Below are 16,693 nucleotides of genomic sequence, written 5' to 3'. Positions count from 1 at the left end.
ACCTCATCCGCTCGACGGCGGCCCGGGCTGCCGGGGCGCCCTCCGCGGTCAGCTCGTAGAGCCGGCGACGCGGGCCGCTCCGCTCGCTCGCGGCCTCCCGCCCGCCGCCCTCTGAGGAGACCGCCATGACCACCCCGCCCGGTGCGCAGAGCGCCGCACTCTCCGACCTCTCGCTCGGCCGCTTCGGCTACTCCCGGGTGGCCCTCGTCCTGACCGGCTCCGCCATGACCCAGGTCATGCCCTACTGGATCCAGTGGGCGCGCGCCGCCGCTCCGGCGACCGAGTTCCGCGTGCTCGTCCGCGACTCGGCCTACCGCTTCACCACCCGGCACAACCTGGAGTCGCGACTGCGCGGCCGGATCCAGGACGACCGCTGGGACGACGAGATCGTCGTCGCCCACGTCGACCTCGCCGAGTGGGCCGACCTCTTCCTGATCTACCCGGCCACCCTCGACTACGCCTCGCGCCTCGCGCACGGCATCACCGACTCCCCGTCGCTGCTCGCGGCCCTCACGACGGAGGCGCCGGTGTGCATCGCTCCGTCGCTGCCGCCGCGGGCGCTCGGCAACCCGGTCGTCGAGTCCACCCTCGCGCTGCTGCGCGAGCCGGCCAACTTCACCGTCATCGACCCCGTGCCCGGGCCGAGCGAGTCCAGCGACACGGCGCTCGCCTGGGTGCCGCCCGCGTTCCCCGCGGTGCTGCGCCACTTGGAGTCGCTGCGCACGGCACCGGCGGCCGCGGAGGAGGCGAGGTCGGCGTGAGCACCACCGCCCCTCCGCGGGCCCTCGTCACCGGGCTGCTCGTCACCGAGCTCTCGGAAGGACCCGACGGGACCACCGTCTGGACCCGCCGCCTCGGAGAGCAGGCGCCGCTGCCGTTCTCGCCGGTGCCCGTCCGCCTCGCAGCGCCCGATCCCCGGATCGTGCCGGGAGGCGCCGACCCGTCGATCCGCCGCTACCGCACCACCGCCCGCGCCCTGCTGCCCGCGCTCCTCCACGAGCTGTCGGAGGAGGCGCTCGTCTCCGTCGGCCGCGAGTGGAAGGGCGCGCTGGACGCGCTCCACGGCGCCCGGCCCGCCGGGGAGCCGCTCCCTCCGCGTCCGCTGCAGCGCGCCCGCGGCTGGCTCGCCGGTGGCTGGGCGCCCGCCGCCGAGGAGCTCGGCGCCGGCGGTCTCCTCGAGCTCGCCGACTGGGCGGAGGCGGTCGTCGCCTCGCCGGCCGCGGTCGTGGTCCACGGCCACCCCGGCCTCGCCCACCTCGTCGTCGGCGGGACCCGCGTCGCTCTGCTCACGGGCGAGGACGTCGGGCTCGCCGACCCGGTCTGGGACGCCGCCTGGGTGCTCGGGGAGCTCGCAGAGCTGCACGCCTTCCACCCCGCGCTCCGCCCGGCCCTCGACGCGCTCCGCCGCGGACTCTCGCTCGAGGAGGACCACGACGCCGAGCTGCTGCGCGTCGGCACCGCGTTCCGGCTGGCCCAGCACGCCGTCGACTGGCACCGCTCCGGGGGCGCCAGCAGCGATCAGGCGCGGCTGCTGCTGCGCCTGTCCGCCGCACAGCTGGGGGAGCGGGCGGAATGAGCGCCCGCGACGTCCCGACCCTGTCCGCCGCCCTGCCCTCCGGCGCCCGCGCGCTCGTCGTGCACCGGCCGGAGGTCCGCAACGACTCGGTCGCCCTCGCCGTGCCCGCCGGCATGCGCCACGAGCGCGACGGCGAGGAGGGGATGCTGCACCTGATCGAGCACCTCGTCTACCAGGACAGTGAGGGGGTCGCCGGTCTCGTCCGGCAGACCCGCGTCGCCGAGAGCGGCGGCGTCCTCGGCGGTCACACGCACCTCGACTACTCCGAGTTCTTCGAGACGGGTTCTCCCGGGTCGGCCGCCGTGATCGCGGAGCGGCTCGTCGAGCAGGTCTTCCGCCCCGCCTTCCGGCCGGAGCAGATCGCGGAGCAGATCCGCGCGGTCGCCTCTGAGCGGGCCGCGCGCCTCGCCCCCGCTCCGGGCGGCGTGCTGCCGTGGCCGCACCTGACCGCCCGCTACTGGGCCGACGCCCCGAACGCGCACGACGGCAGCGGCGACCTCGACCTCGAGGGCCGCGCGACCGAGCCCGTCCTGCGCGCGCTGCACAGGCGCCACTACCGCCCGGCCGGCTCCGTGCTGGTCGGCGTCACGGCCGACGACCCCGCCCGGCTCCTGGACCGCCTGGTCGCGGCCCTCGCGGAGACGCCCGATCGCGCGGCAGGACCGGTCGCCGTCCCACCTGGGACGGCCCGCCCCGAGTACCGCGCCGAGCCCGCCGCCCGCCGGCTCGCCGCGACCGCCGCCGCGCCGTCGACCCGCGTCTCCGACGAGCTGCTCGGCGACCTGATCGCCGCCGAGGCGCTCGCTGCGCAGGCCGGACTCGACGCGAGCGCCGGACTCTTCGGCCCGGGCGACACCGTCGCCGACGACCTCTTCGTGCTGGTCGACGACAACGCCGTGCCCGTCGATCCGTGGCACCGCCTCCGCGCCCTCGCGGTGAGCGACGACTCCGCCCTCGAGCACGCCCGGCACCGCGCGGTGCTGCGTGCGGAGCGGCTGGTGCACGACGACGAGCGTCTGGCCCGCACCGTCGCCCGGGATGCCCTGCTGCGCGGTGCGCCCGGCTTCGCGGGCGAGCTCGTCGACTCCCTCGCCGCGCGGCCGCCGCGCCCGCTGCTCGCGGACGCCGCGGCCCGCCTCGCCGAGCAGCCCTTCGCCGCACTGGGCGTTCCCGCCGCCTCCACCCGTCCCGGAAGGAGGAGCCCATGACCGCCGCACCCCCGCTCGCCGTCGTCGACGAGCGCTCCCGCTTCGCCGTCGTCGCCCTCGGCTGGCGCGACCCGGCCGGAGACGACGGGCCCGACCGCGCTGCCCGCCTCCGCTCGGCCGTTCCCCCCGGAGCGGTCTCGCTCGCGTGGACGGCGACGGCCGGGGCGCAGAGCCTCACCGCGGTGCTCCCTCCGGAGGGCGCCGCGGCCTGGACCGCCCTGACGCTCGAGCGCGCCCAGGGAGCCGGGGATCCGGTGCTCGCCGTGGTCGGGCCCGAACGCGCCGTCCGCGAGACGTCCCGGCCCGTCTCCGTGCCCGCCGCGGCTCCGCTGCCGAGCGCTCTGCACCAGTCCCGCGAGCAGGGCTACGAGAGCACGATCGTCACCGGCGCGGACCCGTCCGGCGAGGTCGGCCACGCTGCGACGTTCCTGGCGCTGTGCCGCCTCACCGCGGGGGCTGAGCCGCTCGTCCCCGCCGCACTGCGCTCCGCCGGCGGCGATGCGGTCGCCCAGGTCGCGCGGGGCCTGCGCTCGAGCCGCCCCTCCCTCACCTGGCAGGTCGTCTCCCCGGCCGGCCAGGGCATCCCGACCCTCGAGACCGTGCTGCGCACCGTCCTCGACGGCCGCGCCGCGCACGGGGAGGGAGCACGCGCCGCGCACGCGTTCGCGCGGGCGAACCTCCTCCGCGCCTGGCGGTCGCCCGAGACGCTCGCGCGCACCCTGGTGGAGTACGAGGTGATGGGCTGGGGCGGCGCCCTGGTGCTCGATCCGGAGTCGGCGCTCGCCGCGGTCGACGAGAGTGCGCTCGAGCGGGCGGTCGCGGGGCTCCTGCGGCCCGTCGCCGACGTGGTCGGCTGGGGCTGAATCCGGCGGGCTCGATCAGCTCCGGCCGGGACGCGTCCCCAGGTCGACGAGCCCGTGCTCGATCGCCGAGACCAGGATCTGCACCCGGTCGCGCACGCCCAGCTTCTCCATCACCTTCACGAACCGCGCCTTCACGGTCGACTCGGTGACGAACAGCTCCTGCGCCATCTCGCGGTTGCTCATCCCGCGGGCGAGCAGGCGGATCACCTCGAGCTCCTTCTCGGTGAGCGCCTCGAGCAGATCGGGGTCCGGCACCGTCTCCGCCGGCACCGACTCCTCGAGCCCCTTCACCACGTGGCGCGTGACCTCGGCGGAGAGCACGGACTCGCCCGCGAGCACCGCGTGCACCGCCGCGATGATCTCCCGCGGCTTCGTGTCCTTGACCAGGTAGCCGGAGGCGCCCGCGCGGAGCAGGTCGACGACGTAGCGGTCCGTGGTGAACGTGCTGAGCCCGAGGATCGCGATGCCCGGGTGCTCGGCGTGGATCCGCTCGGTCGCAGCGACGCCGTTCATGACCGGCATCTGCATGTCCATCAGGATCAGGTCGGGCTGGAGCGTCGCCGCCTGCTGCACCGCGATCCTCCCGTCGGAGGCCTCGCCCACCACCTCGATCGCCGGGTCCTGCGAGAGGTAGTCGCGGAGGATCTCGCGGGTCATCGATTCGTCGTCCACCAGCAGCACGCGGGTCATCGCTCTCGTCCTTCGTCGGTCGCCCCCGCGACGAGCGCACCGGACGCCCGGCCCTCGAGGGGGATGGTCATGGTCGTGGTCCAGCGGCCGCCGCGGGCTCCCGCGTCCAGCCGCCCGCCGAAGACGGCGCAGCGGGCCGACATCGCCTCGATCCCGAGGTGCGAGGAGACGATCGGAGCCGCGGAGGCGATCGCGTTGGAGGAGCTCAGCTGCACCTCGCCCCCCGACACCTCGAGCCGGAGCTGCACCTCACCGGCGGTGTCGCCGTGCTTGAGCACGTTCGTGCCCAGCTCCCGGACCGTGCGCCGCAGCACCTGACGGAGGCTCGCGGGCACCTGCGCCACGGAGCCCGCCACGTCGAGGCGGACCCGGAAGCCCGCGCGCTCGATCGCGTCGGCGACGTTCCGCACGTCGTGGACGAAGCCGACAGCGGTGGTCGTGGCGCCCGAGACCTCCGGGGTCCCGAGCAGGTCGGAGTCGCCGCGGGCGGGAGCGCCTGCCTCGTCCTCGTCCTGGAGGAGCGTCACGAGGCTCCGCAGATCCTGCAGCGCCTGCTGCGCCGCGTCGCCGATGCTCTCGAGGATGCGCTCGGTCTTGGCCGGGTCCTCGACCGAGGTCGCGCGGCGGGCCTGCATGGCGATGATGGTGACCTCGTGCGCGACGATGTCGTGCAGCTCGTGCGCGAGCCGGGTCCGCTCCTCGTTGCGGATCCGCGCCTGCTCCTCCTGGATGAGGTCGGCCCGGCGCTCGCTCCGCTCGCTGCGGCCCCGGAAGGCGTTCAGGCCCAGCCCGGCGGTGCCGCCGAAGAGGACGAACGCGCCCAGGACGTAGACGGCCGTGCCCATGGCGCGGTCGACGAGCAGCACCGCGGGCAGGAGGACGAGGGTGCCGAGCACGAAGACGAGCCCCGCGCGCCAGGGGAGGAGGAAGGTGACGAAGCCGACCACCACGATGGTCGGGAAGATCAGCGCCGCGAGCAGCAGCGGCGGGGCGCCGAGCATCAGGACGACGGCGTAGACGAGGTAGAGCGAGACCGCCGCGGGGATCGCGCCGGCGAGCAGCGCCAGGAGCGGCAGGTAGGGGAGCGCCAGCTCGATCCAGCCGCGGACCGACGTGAGGTCGACGCTGCCGCCCATCAGGTCGATGACGACGAGGAGCGTGAAGGAGCCGAGGAGGAGGGACCGGGTGATCCAGCCGCCGGGCAGCGTCCGCACGTCGTTCGTCCACCGCGTCGTCCCCACCACGGGACCAGGGTACCGAAGCCTTCTCCGAGCCCCGTCGGCCTTCCGTACAAGGGCGGACTGGTCTTTCGTACAGGAGCGGTGCGACGGGGCGTCGCCATGCTGGTGGAGCGGTCGAGCCGATCGCACCCCTCGATCACAGGAGAACGACCATGGCCCCGATCCTCGCCGCCGCCGCACTCGCCCTCGGAGCCGTTCTCGCTCCCGCCGCTGCTCCTGCCGCCGCTCCCGTGCAGGCCGCCTCGTCCGCCGGCGTGCAGACGGTCGCCGCCTCCTACGAGCTGCCGAAGGTGCAGAAGCCGGGCGGCATGGAGTCGATCCAGGACCGCGGCGCCCTCTGCAACCTCTTCGGGATGTGCTGAGCGCAGCTCTCGGACCGGGTCAGCCCTTCAGCGGGTCGTTGCCCCAGTTCATCAGGGAGTAGCGCCACTTCGTCTCGGTGACATCGCCCGAGGGACGCTGCTTCGCGTGCCGGTGCACGTAGCCGACGACCTTCGTCATGTGGGCGTAGTCGTCGTCGCTCAGGTCGGCCTGCTTCGTGCCGAGCAGGTCGACGATGCGGCGCCCGCTCTCGTGGCCGACGGACTCGCCGCCGCCCTCCGGCTTCTGGCCGACCTCCTTCGACTCGTCGGTGCCGAGCCACTCCTCGAGCTCCTTCGCGGTCATGTTCACGGCGTCGTGGAACTCGTCGCGGGTCGTCCGCTTCTCGTCGTCGGTGGGCATCGCGGGGCTCCTCGGGTCGGTCGGTCCGGGTCGGTCGGTGACCTCCAGCGGAGCGTGTCGGAGGGGGAGAGGTCAAGCCCCGTGCGCGGTTCCAGGGCGCGCGTAGCGTCGGAGGAGTCCGCACCAGCCGACCACCGCCGACGTCCGCCGCCGGCAGAGAAGAGGCCCACATGCCCTCCCGCAACACCCTCGTCCGCAGTCTCCACGACCTCGGAGCCGCCGCCTGGTTCGGCGGCTCGCTCATGGGCGCCGTCGGCCTGAACGGCGCCGCGTCCACCTCGTCCGACCCGGCGGAGCGCCTCCGCCTCTCCTCGAACGGCTGGGCCCGCTGGACCCCTGTGCAGCTCGCCGCGATCGCCGCCCACGGCGTCGGCGGCATCGGACTCGTCCTCGCCAACAAGACCCGCCTGGCCAACCAGCAGGAGAGCCGCACGAACACCGTCGTCAAGACCGTCGTGACCGGGCTCGCCGGTGCCGCCTCGGTGATCGCCGCGGTCGCCGGAGCGACGCAGGCCAAGCACGCCGACGAGGGCGCCCCCGGCGTGACCGAGGCGTCGGAGCACAACTCACAGGAGCTGACCACGGCCCTCCGCGTGCAGAAGGTCACCCAGTGGGCCATCCCCGTGCTGACCGCCGTCATCATCGTCCTCGGCGCCCAGCAGGGCGAGCAGCAGCGCCCCGTGAAGGGCCTCTTCGAGACCACGGCGCGGATGTTCCGCAAGTAGTCCCCGCGCTCGCGCGCAGACCGTCGGCCGAGAGTGCCCGCCGTCCCCCGAGGGTGGAGGGCGGCTGCTCTCGGCCGACGTTCTGCGCGCTGGGTCCGGCTAGCGGCAGTGTCCGCGGCTGCTGCGGGGTCGCCGTGGGGATCGCCGAGGCGGACGCGCCTGTGCTGATCTGCTCGGCGACCACCCCGCCGTGAAGGGTGATGCGGCAGCTGATCCCGCCCTGGTCATCGGAGTTTCAAGGCGCCGATCCCGCCGATCAGGGAAGCGGGGCCGGAACCGACTCCGGTCCTCCTCGGACGGGGGCGGCGAAGTCGTCGCACGACTGAGGGCCCGACCGCGGCCGGGGAGTGGAGTGGTATCGCCCGTACGCACGGAGGCGATCCGATTGACCCCGCTATCTCTACATAGGTAGCGTCATCCGTGTGCAGCCACTCCCTCGCCTCACGCCCGCCACGGCGGACGTCCTCCGGACCCTCCTCGATGCCGACGGCCCGACCTGGGGCATGGTCGTGATCAAGGCCACCGGGCGACCGGCGGGCAGCGTCTACCCGATCCTGGAGCGGCTCGAGGGAGCGGGCTGGGTGGTCTCGGAGTGGGAGGCCGCGAGCGAGCGGAGCGGCCCGCGTCGCCGGCTCTACGAGCTGACCGCGGAGGGCGCCCCGGCAGCCCGGGCCGCCGTCGAGCGGATGAGGTCGACCGCGCGGACGGCGCCGCGAGCGGCGGAGGCGACCGCGTGAGCGCGCTCCTGCGGCTCCTGTCGCTGCTGCTGCCCCCGCTCGCCCGCGAGCGCTACCTCGAGGAGTGGCGGGCGGACCTGGCCGGGGCCGCCGAGCTGGGACTGCCCCGGCGCGGCGTCGTCCTCGGAGCGCTCGCCCTGCTGGTGAGCGTCGACCGCGACCTGCCCGCGCACACCGGCGAAGCGCGGGGCACGCTTCCGCGCCGCCTCGCCCGCCGCGGACTCGCGCTCTTCGCCGCGGCCGCGCTCATGCTGAGCGGCATCGCGCTGACCGGCGGCGGGATCGTCCCCGAGCCGGGTGCCGCCTCCGACACCGCCCTCGCCGCCGTCGGCGCCGTGCAGACCGCGGTGCTCGTCGCCGCCGTCGCGGTCGCGGTCCTCGGCGCGGTCCACCTCCTCGGCGCCGCGGCGTCGGCCCGCACGGTGCTCGCGCGGATCTCCCTGGTCGCCGCCGTCGTCGGCCCGGTGCTCACCGCGGCCGGCCTCCTCCTCCCCGGACCCCTCGCCCTCGTCGGCCTGCCCGTCTCCCTCGCCGGACTCGTCTGCGGGGCGATCGTCCTCGGCGGCTCGCGGACCATCGCCCTCGCACCGCGGACGGCGACCCGCGCTCAGCGCCTCCCCGTCGCCCTCGCGGGCCTCGCGCTCGTGGCGGGCGTCACGGTGGTGGGCGCGGTGGATCTGCTGGTCTGGAATCCGCAGGCGAAGGTCCCCGGTGTGGCCCTGGCGGAGATCTACGCGAACATGTCCGAGCGCGACGGCTTCGAGTTCGGCTCCCACGCGATCTGGGTCACCGGGTGGGCCGCGTTCTGGACGGCCGCCGCGATCGTCGTGACGGTCGGCGCCCTGGTCGGCCGGAGGTCGCCGCTCACTCCGCGGCGGATCGCGGTGCTCATGCTCGTCCTGGTCGCCGGCGCCGTCGTCTTCCGCTTCTTCGCCGGGTTCGGCTTCGGGATGTCGGTCGCCGACACCTTCGTCACGTCCGGCGGCGACGGCTCCCTGGTCTCGGCGATCCTGCCGCCGCTCGGACAGCTCGCGCTCGCCGGCGCCGCGATCGCGGTGGGCTGGGCGCCCCGGGTCGCCCGGCCGACGGCGGCCTCCGCGGCCTGACAGTGCTCGTGCCGGAGGAGGGCTTCGCCCGGGCGGCTCGGGATGCGCGAGATCAGGGCGGCCTGCCGACGTACCTCCCTTCGTGGCGAACACGAACGGCCCGTTCCGGCGCGGCCGAGCGCCCGCCGGCCTACTCCAGCCGGCGCAGGAAGCGGGCCGGCTGGTCGAGGAAGCCGCGCCAGGTCCGCACCAGGTCGAGGTCGTCGTAGCGGCAAAGGCGCAGGCCCGTCTCGTCGAGCTCGTAGAGGTCGGCTCCGGGGAGGGCCGCGAGGATCGGCGAGTGCGTGGAGAGGACGACCTGCGAGCCGCCGGCGACCAGGTCGCGCAGCTGCCCGATCAGGGCGAGGCAGCCCGACACCGAGAGGGCCGACTCCGGCTCGTCGAGGAGCCACAGCCCGCTGATCCGGGAGCGGTTCGCCACGATGTCGAGGAACGACTCGCCGTGGCTCCGCTCGTGGTATCCGCCGTCGATCCCCACCTCCTCCAGGTAGCTGAAGAAGCCGTGCATCGTCTCGGCGCGGAGGAAGAAGCCGCGCTTGGACGCGCCGGCCCCGCGGACCAGCTGGAGGTGCTCGGCCAGGTCCGACTCCGAGGCGCGGGAGGAGTGCATCGCACCCGTGGATCCGCCCTCCGCGTTCAGCCCGTAGGCGAGGGCGACCGCCTCGAGCAGCGTCGACTTGCCCGAGCCGTTCTCGCCGGTGATCACCGTCACCTGGCCGAGATCCCAGCCCTCGGCCAGCACCTGCCGCACGGGCGCGAGCGTCGCGGGCCACCGCGCGAGGTCGGCGGGGTGCTCGGGTCGGGCCTGCACGCGGCGCACCGGGAGGGTCGAGAACACCCGGTCAGTCAAGCAGGTCGACGCTCCAGCCGGCCTCGGCCAGCGCGCGGGCCGTGTCGGCGCGGGGCGAGTAGGGGAGGTCGTCGGCGCCGACCACGCGGTAGTCGGTGTCGCCGGGGCCGACCCAGAGGACGGAGTCGGACGGGCCGGCCCGGTGCAGGGCGGCGCGGACGGCGTCGGCCGGCTCCGCGATCTCGAGCACCTCGCAGCGCTCGACGCGGCGGGCGCCGTCGACCAGGGCGCGGCGGATTCGCGCGGGGTCCTCGAAGCGCGGGTGGTGGTCGGTGACGATCACCAAGTCGGCGCGCTCGGCGGCGGCCCGGCCCATCGGCGCGCGCTTGCTCGGGTCGCGGTCGCCGTCGGCGCCGAGGAGGACGAGCACGCGGCCGGGCGTCACCTCGCGGAGGGCGTCGACGGTGCGCGCGACCGAGTCGGGCGTGTGCGAGAAGTCGAGGAAGACCCGCGGCCCGTCGGCGCCGGACACGAGCAGCGTCCGCCCGGGCACGGTGACGTCGATCCCGGAGCCGACCGCCGCGGCCACCCGGTCGCGCGCGTGGCCCGCCTCGATCAGCATCACCAGCGCGAGGGCCGCGTTCGAGGCCATGTGGCGGCCGAGGAGCGGGACGGTGGTGGTCGTCGACCAGCCGTCGCGGGCGGTGAGCCGGAAGCGGGTGCGGTCGACCGCGGTCTCGAGCACGTCGATCCGCCAGTCGGCTCCGTCCCCGGCCGAGAGCGTGACGACCGGGACCGAGGCTTCGCGGGCGACCCGGCGCCCCGCCTCGGTGTCGACGACCACGACGCCGCGGCGGCTCCGCTCGGGCGTGAACAGGCGCTGCTTGGCGCGGAGGTACTCGTCCAGGTCGCCGAAGTCGTCGAGGTGGTCGTGGCTGAGGTTGGTGAACCCGGCGACGTCGAGCACGATCCCCTCCATCCGGGAGCGCACGAGCGCCTGAGCGCTGACCTCGATCGCCGCCGCCTCGACGCCGTCCTCCGCCATCCGGGCCAGGAGCGCGTGCAGCTCGGAGGCCTCGGGCGTGGTGAGGCGGCTGGCGACCACGTGGTCGGCGCTGCGGCGCTCGGCGGTGGAGCTCAGCCCCGAGACGACGCCCAGCTGCCGGAGCACCGCGTCGAGGAGGTGCACGGTGCTGGTCTTGCCGTTGGTGCCGGTCACGCCGAGGAGCACCGGTCCGCTCCTCGTGCCGTACACCCGCGCCGCGACCGGGCCGAGGGCGGTGCGGGGGTCGTCGCTGAGGAGGACGGGCAGTCCGGAGGCGCGCGCCTCGTCGAGCCCGCCCGCGTCGGTGAGCACGGCGACCGCTCCTGCCGCCGCCGCGTCGGCCGCGAACCGGGCGCCGTGGCTCCTCCTCCCGGGGAGCGCGGCGAAGAGGGCGCCGGGGCCCGCCTCGGTGTGCGCGACGGTCACCGCGGTGATGCGGACGTCGGAGCCGTCGCCGTGGAGGCGGAGTCGATCGCTCGCGAGGTCGGCGAGCGCGACGCCGGCGGCGTGGAGCGGTTCGAGGAGCCGGAACACCGGCATGCGGGCCTCCTGCGGGGCGGGCGGGGCGGTGTCGCCGAGGGCCCGCGGGCGCCGCCGGGCGACCGGAGGGGGAGGGCCGAGAAGCCCGTGCCTCAGCCTGCGCGCCGCTCCCCCCGATCGGGGAGGCCCTTGCCACCGCCCGCCCGGGGCGCTACCCGCCTCCGCCTACTGCCGCGAGAACGCCTCCTGGTACAGCGCCGCGAGCTCGGGGGAGCTCTCGCCGCTGAGGCCGCAGGTCAGGATCGTGTCGCCGTCGGCCGCGACCAGGTAGTCGACCCCGGTCTCGAAGACGATGGGGGCCCCGTCCACCGCCGTCTCCCTGCCCTGGGTGACTGTGACGCCGTCGCCGACCTCGCCCGCGTAGCGCTCGAGCACGTGCAGGGTGACGGTGCTCCCGTCGATCGAGCGGACCTCGGCCCGGAACGCGAGCTGAGCAGGGGCCAGCGCGGCGGCCGTCACCGGCGAGCACGCGGCCATCGGCCCGCCCGTGCTCGGCAGGATCAGCGTCGAGGTGCTGCCCCCGCCCACGCCGAGCGCGAAGGGCAGCAGGAGGGAGGCGGCGGCCCCGGCGCTCAGCGCGCCGACTCCCACGATCAGCCAGGGGGAGCGGCGGCGGGAGTGCACCGTCCGCGTGCCCTCGCCCGTCGCGGCGGCGATCTGCTCGGCGAGCTCGTCGCGGTCGAGCGCGGGGAGGCTCCGCGCGGGGTCGACCGTGCGGAGGAGGCGGCGGACGTCCTCGTCGTCGGTTCCGGTCATCGGAGTCCCCCTTCGGGCGCGTGCGGGTCGGTGGAGTCGTAGAGCTCGGCGAAGCGGCGCCGCGCGCGGTGCAGGCGGATCGAGACGGCGTTCGCCGTGACTCCGAGGACCGCGGCGATCCCGCGGACGTCGAGCTCCTCCCACGCCCAGAGGCGCAGCAGCTCGGCGTCCTGCTCGCGCATCCGGGCGAGCACGAGGCGCACGGTCTCCTCCGCGCCCGACGCCTCGCCCTCGTCGATCTGCACCTGGGGCGGATCGACGACCGCGATCCGCTGGGCGAGCATGACCTGGCGGCGCTGCATCCGCCGGGCGTTCTGCAGCTGGAGCCGGGCGACGCCGATCGCCCACGGCACCGGGTCGTCCTCGGGGACGTCGGCGCTGCGGCGCCAGAGCACCGAGAGCGTCGCGGCGAGCACGTCGTCGGCGGTGGCGGAGTCGGTGCGCCGCCAGAGGTAGCGGCGGACGGGATCGGCGACCGCGGCGGCGACCGCGGCGAACCGGTCGGGACCCGCGAGGGGAGCTGGCATGTGCCTCATGCTCCCTCCTGTCCGGGATCGGCGCACATCTTTCACCGGCGCGCCGGGCGGGACTCCGCGCTCTCCCAGCAGCGCGGGAGCGCGGGTCGGCGCTCAACGCCGCGAGGCGCCGACGAACTCCAGCCAGCCGGCCACGAACGGCTCGATGTCGTCCACCTCGTCCAGCGCGAGAGCGTCCAGATCGACTCCGCGGCACTCCAGCGTGAGGACGTGCCCGCGCACCCAGGCGGCCGCGCGCACGGCCCCGGCTCCCTCCCAGACCTCGAAGGGCTCCGGAGCCCCGTCGACCGGGATCTCCGCGATCCGCGTGGGGGCGGGCAGCGCCTCCGGCTGCACGAACGAGACGGGCGCCTCCTCGCGGCAGCAGAGCAGCGCGACGTCGTGCCGCGGATCGCCGAGGGTCGTGCGGATCTCGACGGAGGGCCCCGGCCCGCCCGGGACCGCCTCGTCGGCGAGGAACGAGAGCCCCCGCGGGCCGCCCGTCAGCGTCCACTCCGCCAGCAGCCGCGGACCGCTCCAGCCCGAGACCGCCCAGAGCGGGAGGTCGCCGAACGACCCGCGGATCCGCGCGACCCGCTCGGCGAGGTGCGCGGAGAACTCCTCCTCGCCGAGACGCCGCGCTCCGTCCATGGCCCGATCGTAGGTCGGGTGCCGCGGCACGGCCAGACCCCTCGCTACTGTGAACGTCGACCCCCGCCTCCCTTCCCCGCCGAGGAGCCCCATGCCCATCTGGACCCTGCACGGAGACGGCCGCACCGTCGAGCCCGGCGCCGTCGTCGCCCCCGGCGAGCGGCTCGCCTGGCCGGCCACGATCGCGATCGGAATCCAGCACGTCGTCGCCATGTTCGGAGCGACGTTCCTCGTGCCCGTGCTCACCGGGTTCCCGGTCGCCACGACCCTGCTCTTCTCCGGAGTCGGGACGCTGCTGTTCCTCCTGATCACGCGCAACCGGCTCCCCAGCTACCTCGGCTCGAGCTTCGCGTTCATCGCGCCCGTCACGGCCGCGACCACCGTCGGAGGGACGGGGTCGGCGCTCGCCGGAGTCGTCGCCGTGGGCCTCCTCCTGGCCGCCGTCGGCGTCCTCGTGCAGGTCGTCGGCCTGGGCTGGATCGACAGGCTGATGCCCCCGGTCGTCGCCGGCGCGATCGTCGCCCTGATCGGGTTCAACCTGGCTCCGACCGCGTACCTCAGCTTCAAGCAGGCGCCGATCACCGGGACGATCACGCTCGCCGCGATCATCCTGTCGAGCGTCTTCCTCCGCGGCTTCCTCGGCCGCGTCTCGATCTTCCTCGGCGTGGTCATCGGCTACGTCGTCGCCCTGCTGCGGAACGAGATCGACTACTCCGCGGTCGGTGCGGCCGACTGGTTCGGGCTGCCGCCGTTCACCTTCCCCGACTTCGCCTCCGGATCCACGTGGTCGGGCATCGCGATGTTCCTGCCGGTCGTGCTCGTCCTCATCGCCGAGAACGTCGGACACGTCCGCGGCGTCGCGACGATGACCGACGCCTCCGCCAACGCCAGCACCGGCCGGGCCCTGATCGCGGACGGTGTGGCGACCACCCTCTCCGGCGCCTTCGGCGGCTCCGGCACCACGACCTACGGCGAGAACATCGGAGTGATGGCGGCCACCCGCGTGTACTCGACGGCCGCCTACTGGGTCGCCGGCGTCACCGCGATCCTGCTCAGCCTCTCGCCCAAGGTCGGCGCCGTCTTCAACTCGATCCCGGCCGGTGTCCTGGGCGGCGCGACCACTGCGCTCTACGGCCTGATCGGCGTGATCGGCATCAAGATCTGGATCGACAACCGCGTCGACTTCTCGCGCCCGGTCAACCAGTACACCGCCGCGGTCTCCCTCGTGATCGCGATCGCCGGCTTCTCGTTCTCCTCCGGCGGCTTCGAGCTCGGCGGCATCGTCCTCGGCGCCGGCGCCGCCCTCGTGATCTACCACCTGGGCAACGCCATCGCCCGCTGGCGCCGCACCGGCGCCGACGACGGCGGCCCCCTCCCCGCCATCGGCCAGCTCGGCGGCGACCCGCAGGACCGCTGACCGCGGCCTGCTCCGGCCTGCCGCTCCCGAGACGCCGCCGTGCCGTCCGGACGCCGCCCTCCCGCGGACGTCCCGGCGCGCACGGCGGCGTCTCGGCACCCGACGGAGCCGTCCCGGCGCGCGCACCGCAGCACCGCCTCCGCTTACCACGTTCGGGTCAGTCCGCAACCCGGTGCGCTCCCAGGCGGCTCCCGCCTAACGTCGAGCGTGACGACCGCAGCAGCGGAACGCCGCACACCGAGTGAGACAGCAAGGAGCACCACCGTGCCGCAGATCATCGAGACCGTCGACGTCAACGTCCCCGTGTCCGTCGCCTACAACCAGTGGACCCAGTTCGAGGAGTTCCCGCGCTTCCTCGACGAGGTCGAGTCGATCCAGCAGGTCACCGACACCCTCACCGTCTGGAAGGTGAAGGTCGGCCCCGTCGAGCGCGAGTTCGAGGCGAACATCACCGAGCAGCACCCCGACGAGCGCGTCGCGTGGAACAGCACCGGCGGCGAGACCGACCACGCGGGCGTCGTCACCTTCCACAAGCTCTCCGACACCGAGACCCGCGTCACCGTGCAGCTCGACTGGGAGCCGAAGGGCTTCCTCGAGACGCTCGGCTCGCTCGTCGGCGCCGGCAGCCACGCCGTGAAGAAGGACCTGAACAACTTCAAGGAGTACATCGAGAAGCAGGGCACCCCCGACGGTGCCTGGCGCGGCGACGTCGAGGCCTGAGCCGTGACCGACGCAGCCACCTCGTCCGAGGGCGAGAAGAAGGCGAACGGTCTCGGCGACGACGAGACCATCCCGCACTCCGAGGACGGGCTGGCGGTGGGGGTCTCCGGAGACTCGCACTTCAACCCCGAGGAGGACGCTCCCGAGGAGCCCTCCGAGAGCTGACGCTCTCCTCCGGGGAGCCCGACCGCTCTCCTCCGCGAGATGCCACTTGTGCACATGACACGCCGCGAGGCGTGCGCACAGGTGGCATCTCGCGGTTGAAGGCTCAGCGCCAGGCCCGGGTGTACTGCGGGGGCACCGGCAGGTCCGCGCCGAGCTCGTGCGCCATCCGCACCGGAGCGTTCGGGTCGCGCAGCAGCTCGCGGGCGAGCAGCACGACGTCGGCGTCGCCGTTCGCGACCACGCCCTCCGCCTGCTCCGCCGTGGTGATGAGTCCCACGGCGCCGACCAGCGCACCGGTCGCCTTCCGCAGGTCGCGCGCGAACGGCACCTGGTAGAGCGGCGCCACCGGGATGCTGGCGTGCACGAGTCCGCCGGTCGACACGTCGAAGAGGTCCACGCCCTCGGCGCGCGCCCACTCCGAGACGGTGATCGTCTCCTCCAGTGTCCAGCCGCCCTCGGCCCAGTCGGTCGCGGAGAAGCGGACGAGCAGCACGAGCTCCCCGATCTCGGCGCGGACCGCGCGGACGACCTCGAGCAGCAGGCGCGCCCGGTTCTCGAGCGAGCCGCCGTAGGAGTCCTCGCGGGTGTTCGAGAGCGGCGACAGGAACTGATGGAGCAGGTACCCGTGCGCGGCGTGCAGCTCGATCACGTCGAAGCCGGCGTCCGCGGCGCGGCGGGCGGAGGCGCGGAACGCCTCGACGAGGCCGGGCAGCTCCTCCGCGGCCAGCTCGCGCGGCTCCGCGTAGCCCTCGAACGCGACGGCCGAGGGAGCGACGGTCGGCCAGCCGCCGTCCTCCAGCGGCACGGATCCGCGTCCGCTCCACTCGCGGTAGGTCGACGCCTTCCGGCCCGCGTGGGCGAGCTGCACGCCCGCGAGCGCGCCCTGTCCGTGCACGAAATCGACGATCGGAGCCCAGGCGTCGCGCTGCTCGTCGTTCCACAGCCCCGTGTCCCAGGGGCTGATCCGCCCCTCGGGGACGACGGCGGTGGCCTCCGCGATGACGACGCCCGATCCGCCGCGCGCGAGCCCGCCGAGGTGCACGAGGTGCCACGAGGTGGGCACGCCGTCCTGCGCCTCCACCGAGTACTGGCACATCGGTGCCGCCCAGAGGCGGTTGCGCGCGGTCCTCGAGCGGAGCGTCAGCGGCTGGAACAAGGCGGTGTCGGTCATGTCTCTCCTGTCGTGCTTCTCCGCGGAACGCCGCTTCGGTACGCGATACGCCGG

General features: G+C 74.7%; 20 protein-coding genes. 11 read left to right on the top strand and 9 right to left on the bottom strand.

What is annotated here, in order from left to right; all coding sequences use genetic code 11:
- Nucleotides 1–125: 125 nt before the first annotated feature.
- Genes C5C99_RS02070 through C5C99_RS02055 form a run of 4 tightly spaced genes read left to right on the top strand, consistent with a single transcriptional unit; the run spans nucleotide 126 to nucleotide 3,647 of the window.
- Nucleotides 126–761 (top strand): flavoprotein, encoded by a 636-nt coding sequence (locus C5C99_RS02070; protein ID WP_104339518.1) that lies wholly within the window; start codon nucleotides 126–128, stop codon nucleotides 759–761.
- Complete coding sequence (locus C5C99_RS02065; protein WP_104225968.1) at nucleotides 758–1,576, top strand: hypothetical protein; 819 nt, start codon at nucleotides 758–760, stop codon at nucleotides 1,574–1,576. Before C5C99_RS02070 ends, C5C99_RS02065 begins: the two co-directional genes overlap by 4 nt.
- A complete protein-coding gene (locus tag C5C99_RS02060; protein ID WP_104339517.1) occupies nucleotides 1,573–2,784 on the top strand; it encodes a pitrilysin family protein in 1,212 nt (403 codons plus the stop codon). The genes C5C99_RS02065 and C5C99_RS02060 overlap by 4 nt, the downstream gene beginning before the upstream one ends.
- Entirely contained in the window at nucleotides 2,781–3,647 is an 867-nt protein-coding gene (locus C5C99_RS02055) for a hypothetical protein (protein WP_104256258.1), read from the top strand. Before C5C99_RS02060 ends, C5C99_RS02055 begins: the two co-directional genes overlap by 4 nt.
- Before the next feature lie 15 nt (nucleotides 3,648–3,662).
- On the opposite strand, the gene C5C99_RS02050 is transcribed toward C5C99_RS02055, so the two are convergent.
- Both C5C99_RS02050 and C5C99_RS02045 read right to left on the bottom strand, forming a co-directional pair.
- Nucleotides 3,663–4,337, bottom strand: coding sequence for a response regulator transcription factor (locus C5C99_RS02050; protein ID WP_104225096.1), 675 nt, complete (start codon nucleotides 4,335–4,337; stop codon nucleotides 3,663–3,665).
- Nucleotides 4,334–5,581, bottom strand: a complete 1,248-nt coding sequence (locus tag C5C99_RS02045) for a sensor histidine kinase (protein ID WP_258063599.1) — start codon at nucleotides 5,579–5,581, stop codon at nucleotides 4,334–4,336. Before C5C99_RS02045 ends, C5C99_RS02050 begins: the two co-directional genes overlap by 4 nt.
- 149 nt (nucleotides 5,582–5,730) lie before the next feature.
- Between C5C99_RS02045 and C5C99_RS02040 the strand changes: the two genes are divergently transcribed.
- Nucleotides 5,731–5,940, top strand: coding sequence for a hypothetical protein (locus tag C5C99_RS02040; RefSeq protein ID WP_104225965.1), 210 nt, complete (start codon nucleotides 5,731–5,733; stop codon nucleotides 5,938–5,940).
- Nucleotides 5,941–5,959: 19 nt separating this feature from the next.
- On the opposite strand, the gene C5C99_RS02035 is transcribed toward C5C99_RS02040, so the two are convergent.
- Nucleotides 5,960–6,301, bottom strand: coding sequence for a DUF3140 domain-containing protein (locus tag C5C99_RS02035; protein ID WP_104246984.1), 342 nt, complete (start codon nucleotides 6,299–6,301; stop codon nucleotides 5,960–5,962).
- Nucleotides 6,302–6,471: 170 nt separating this feature from the next.
- Here C5C99_RS02035 and C5C99_RS02030 point away from each other — a divergent pair, with 170 nt between their 5' ends.
- From C5C99_RS02030 to C5C99_RS02020, 3 genes are all read left to right on the top strand, one after another.
- Nucleotides 6,472–7,026, top strand: coding sequence for a hypothetical protein (locus tag C5C99_RS02030; RefSeq protein ID WP_104225963.1), 555 nt, complete (start codon nucleotides 6,472–6,474; stop codon nucleotides 7,024–7,026).
- 422 nt (nucleotides 7,027–7,448) lie between these two features.
- Entirely contained in the window at nucleotides 7,449–7,763 is a 315-nt protein-coding gene (locus C5C99_RS02025; RefSeq protein WP_104225962.1) for a PadR family transcriptional regulator, read from the top strand.
- Complete coding sequence (locus tag C5C99_RS02020) at nucleotides 7,760–8,869, top strand: hypothetical protein (protein WP_104339516.1); 1,110 nt, start codon at nucleotides 7,760–7,762, stop codon at nucleotides 8,867–8,869. Before C5C99_RS02025 ends, C5C99_RS02020 begins: the two co-directional genes overlap by 4 nt.
- 130 nt (nucleotides 8,870–8,999) lie before the next feature.
- Here C5C99_RS02020 and C5C99_RS02015 read toward each other — a convergent pair whose 3' ends face one another.
- The 5 genes from C5C99_RS02015 to C5C99_RS01995 all read right to left on the bottom strand — a co-directional run bounded on the left by C5C99_RS02015 (nucleotide 9,000) and on the right by C5C99_RS01995 (nucleotide 13,166).
- Nucleotides 9,000–9,707: an AAA family ATPase gene (locus C5C99_RS02015; protein WP_258063598.1), complete on the bottom strand. Its 708-nt coding sequence runs from the start codon at nucleotides 9,705–9,707 to the stop codon at nucleotides 9,000–9,002.
- A 4-nt stretch (nucleotides 9,708–9,711) separates the two neighbouring features.
- Nucleotides 9,712–11,244, bottom strand: a complete 1,533-nt coding sequence (locus C5C99_RS02010; protein ID WP_104339515.1) for a Mur ligase family protein — start codon at nucleotides 11,242–11,244, stop codon at nucleotides 9,712–9,714.
- Between the two features lie 165 nt (nucleotides 11,245–11,409).
- On the bottom strand, nucleotides 11,410–12,000 hold the full coding sequence (locus C5C99_RS02005; protein WP_104237812.1) for a hypothetical protein: 591 nt from the start codon (nucleotides 11,998–12,000) through the stop codon (nucleotides 11,410–11,412).
- Nucleotides 11,997–12,527: an RNA polymerase sigma factor gene (locus tag C5C99_RS02000; RefSeq protein ID WP_160033683.1), complete on the bottom strand. Its 531-nt coding sequence runs from the start codon at nucleotides 12,525–12,527 to the stop codon at nucleotides 11,997–11,999. Before C5C99_RS02000 ends, C5C99_RS02005 begins: the two co-directional genes overlap by 4 nt.
- A gap of 102 nt (nucleotides 12,528–12,629) precedes the next feature.
- Nucleotides 12,630–13,166 (bottom strand): hypothetical protein, encoded by a 537-nt coding sequence (locus C5C99_RS01995; RefSeq protein WP_104225957.1) that lies wholly within the window; start codon nucleotides 13,164–13,166, stop codon nucleotides 12,630–12,632.
- Nucleotides 13,167–13,257: 91 nt separating this feature from the next.
- On the opposite strand from C5C99_RS01995, the gene C5C99_RS01990 reads away from it, so the two are divergent.
- The 3 genes from C5C99_RS01990 to C5C99_RS16990 all read left to right on the top strand — a co-directional run bounded on the left by C5C99_RS01990 (nucleotide 13,258) and on the right by C5C99_RS16990 (nucleotide 15,468).
- Nucleotides 13,258–14,583: a uracil-xanthine permease family protein gene (locus C5C99_RS01990; RefSeq protein WP_104246990.1), complete on the top strand. Its 1,326-nt coding sequence runs from the start codon at nucleotides 13,258–13,260 to the stop codon at nucleotides 14,581–14,583.
- Between the two features lie 264 nt (nucleotides 14,584–14,847).
- Entirely contained in the window at nucleotides 14,848–15,303 is a 456-nt protein-coding gene (locus C5C99_RS01985; RefSeq protein WP_104224157.1) for an SRPBCC family protein, read from the top strand.
- A 3-nt stretch (nucleotides 15,304–15,306) separates the two neighbouring features.
- Complete coding sequence (locus C5C99_RS16990) at nucleotides 15,307–15,468, top strand: hypothetical protein (RefSeq protein WP_167299017.1); 162 nt, start codon at nucleotides 15,307–15,309, stop codon at nucleotides 15,466–15,468.
- A 103-nt stretch (nucleotides 15,469–15,571) separates the two neighbouring features.
- Here C5C99_RS16990 and C5C99_RS01980 read toward each other — a convergent pair whose 3' ends face one another.
- Complete coding sequence (locus C5C99_RS01980) at nucleotides 15,572–16,639, bottom strand: NADH:flavin oxidoreductase/NADH oxidase (RefSeq protein WP_104254884.1); 1,068 nt, start codon at nucleotides 16,637–16,639, stop codon at nucleotides 15,572–15,574.
- Between the last annotated feature and the right edge of the window lie 54 nt (nucleotides 16,640–16,693).

The organism is Rathayibacter sp. AY1C4, from assembly GCF_002932195.1.
Lineage (GTDB): Bacteria > Actinomycetota > Actinomycetes > Actinomycetales > Microbacteriaceae > Rathayibacter.
Note: the sequence above shows the minus strand (reverse complement) of the source record. Positions and strands in the feature narration are given on the sequence as shown.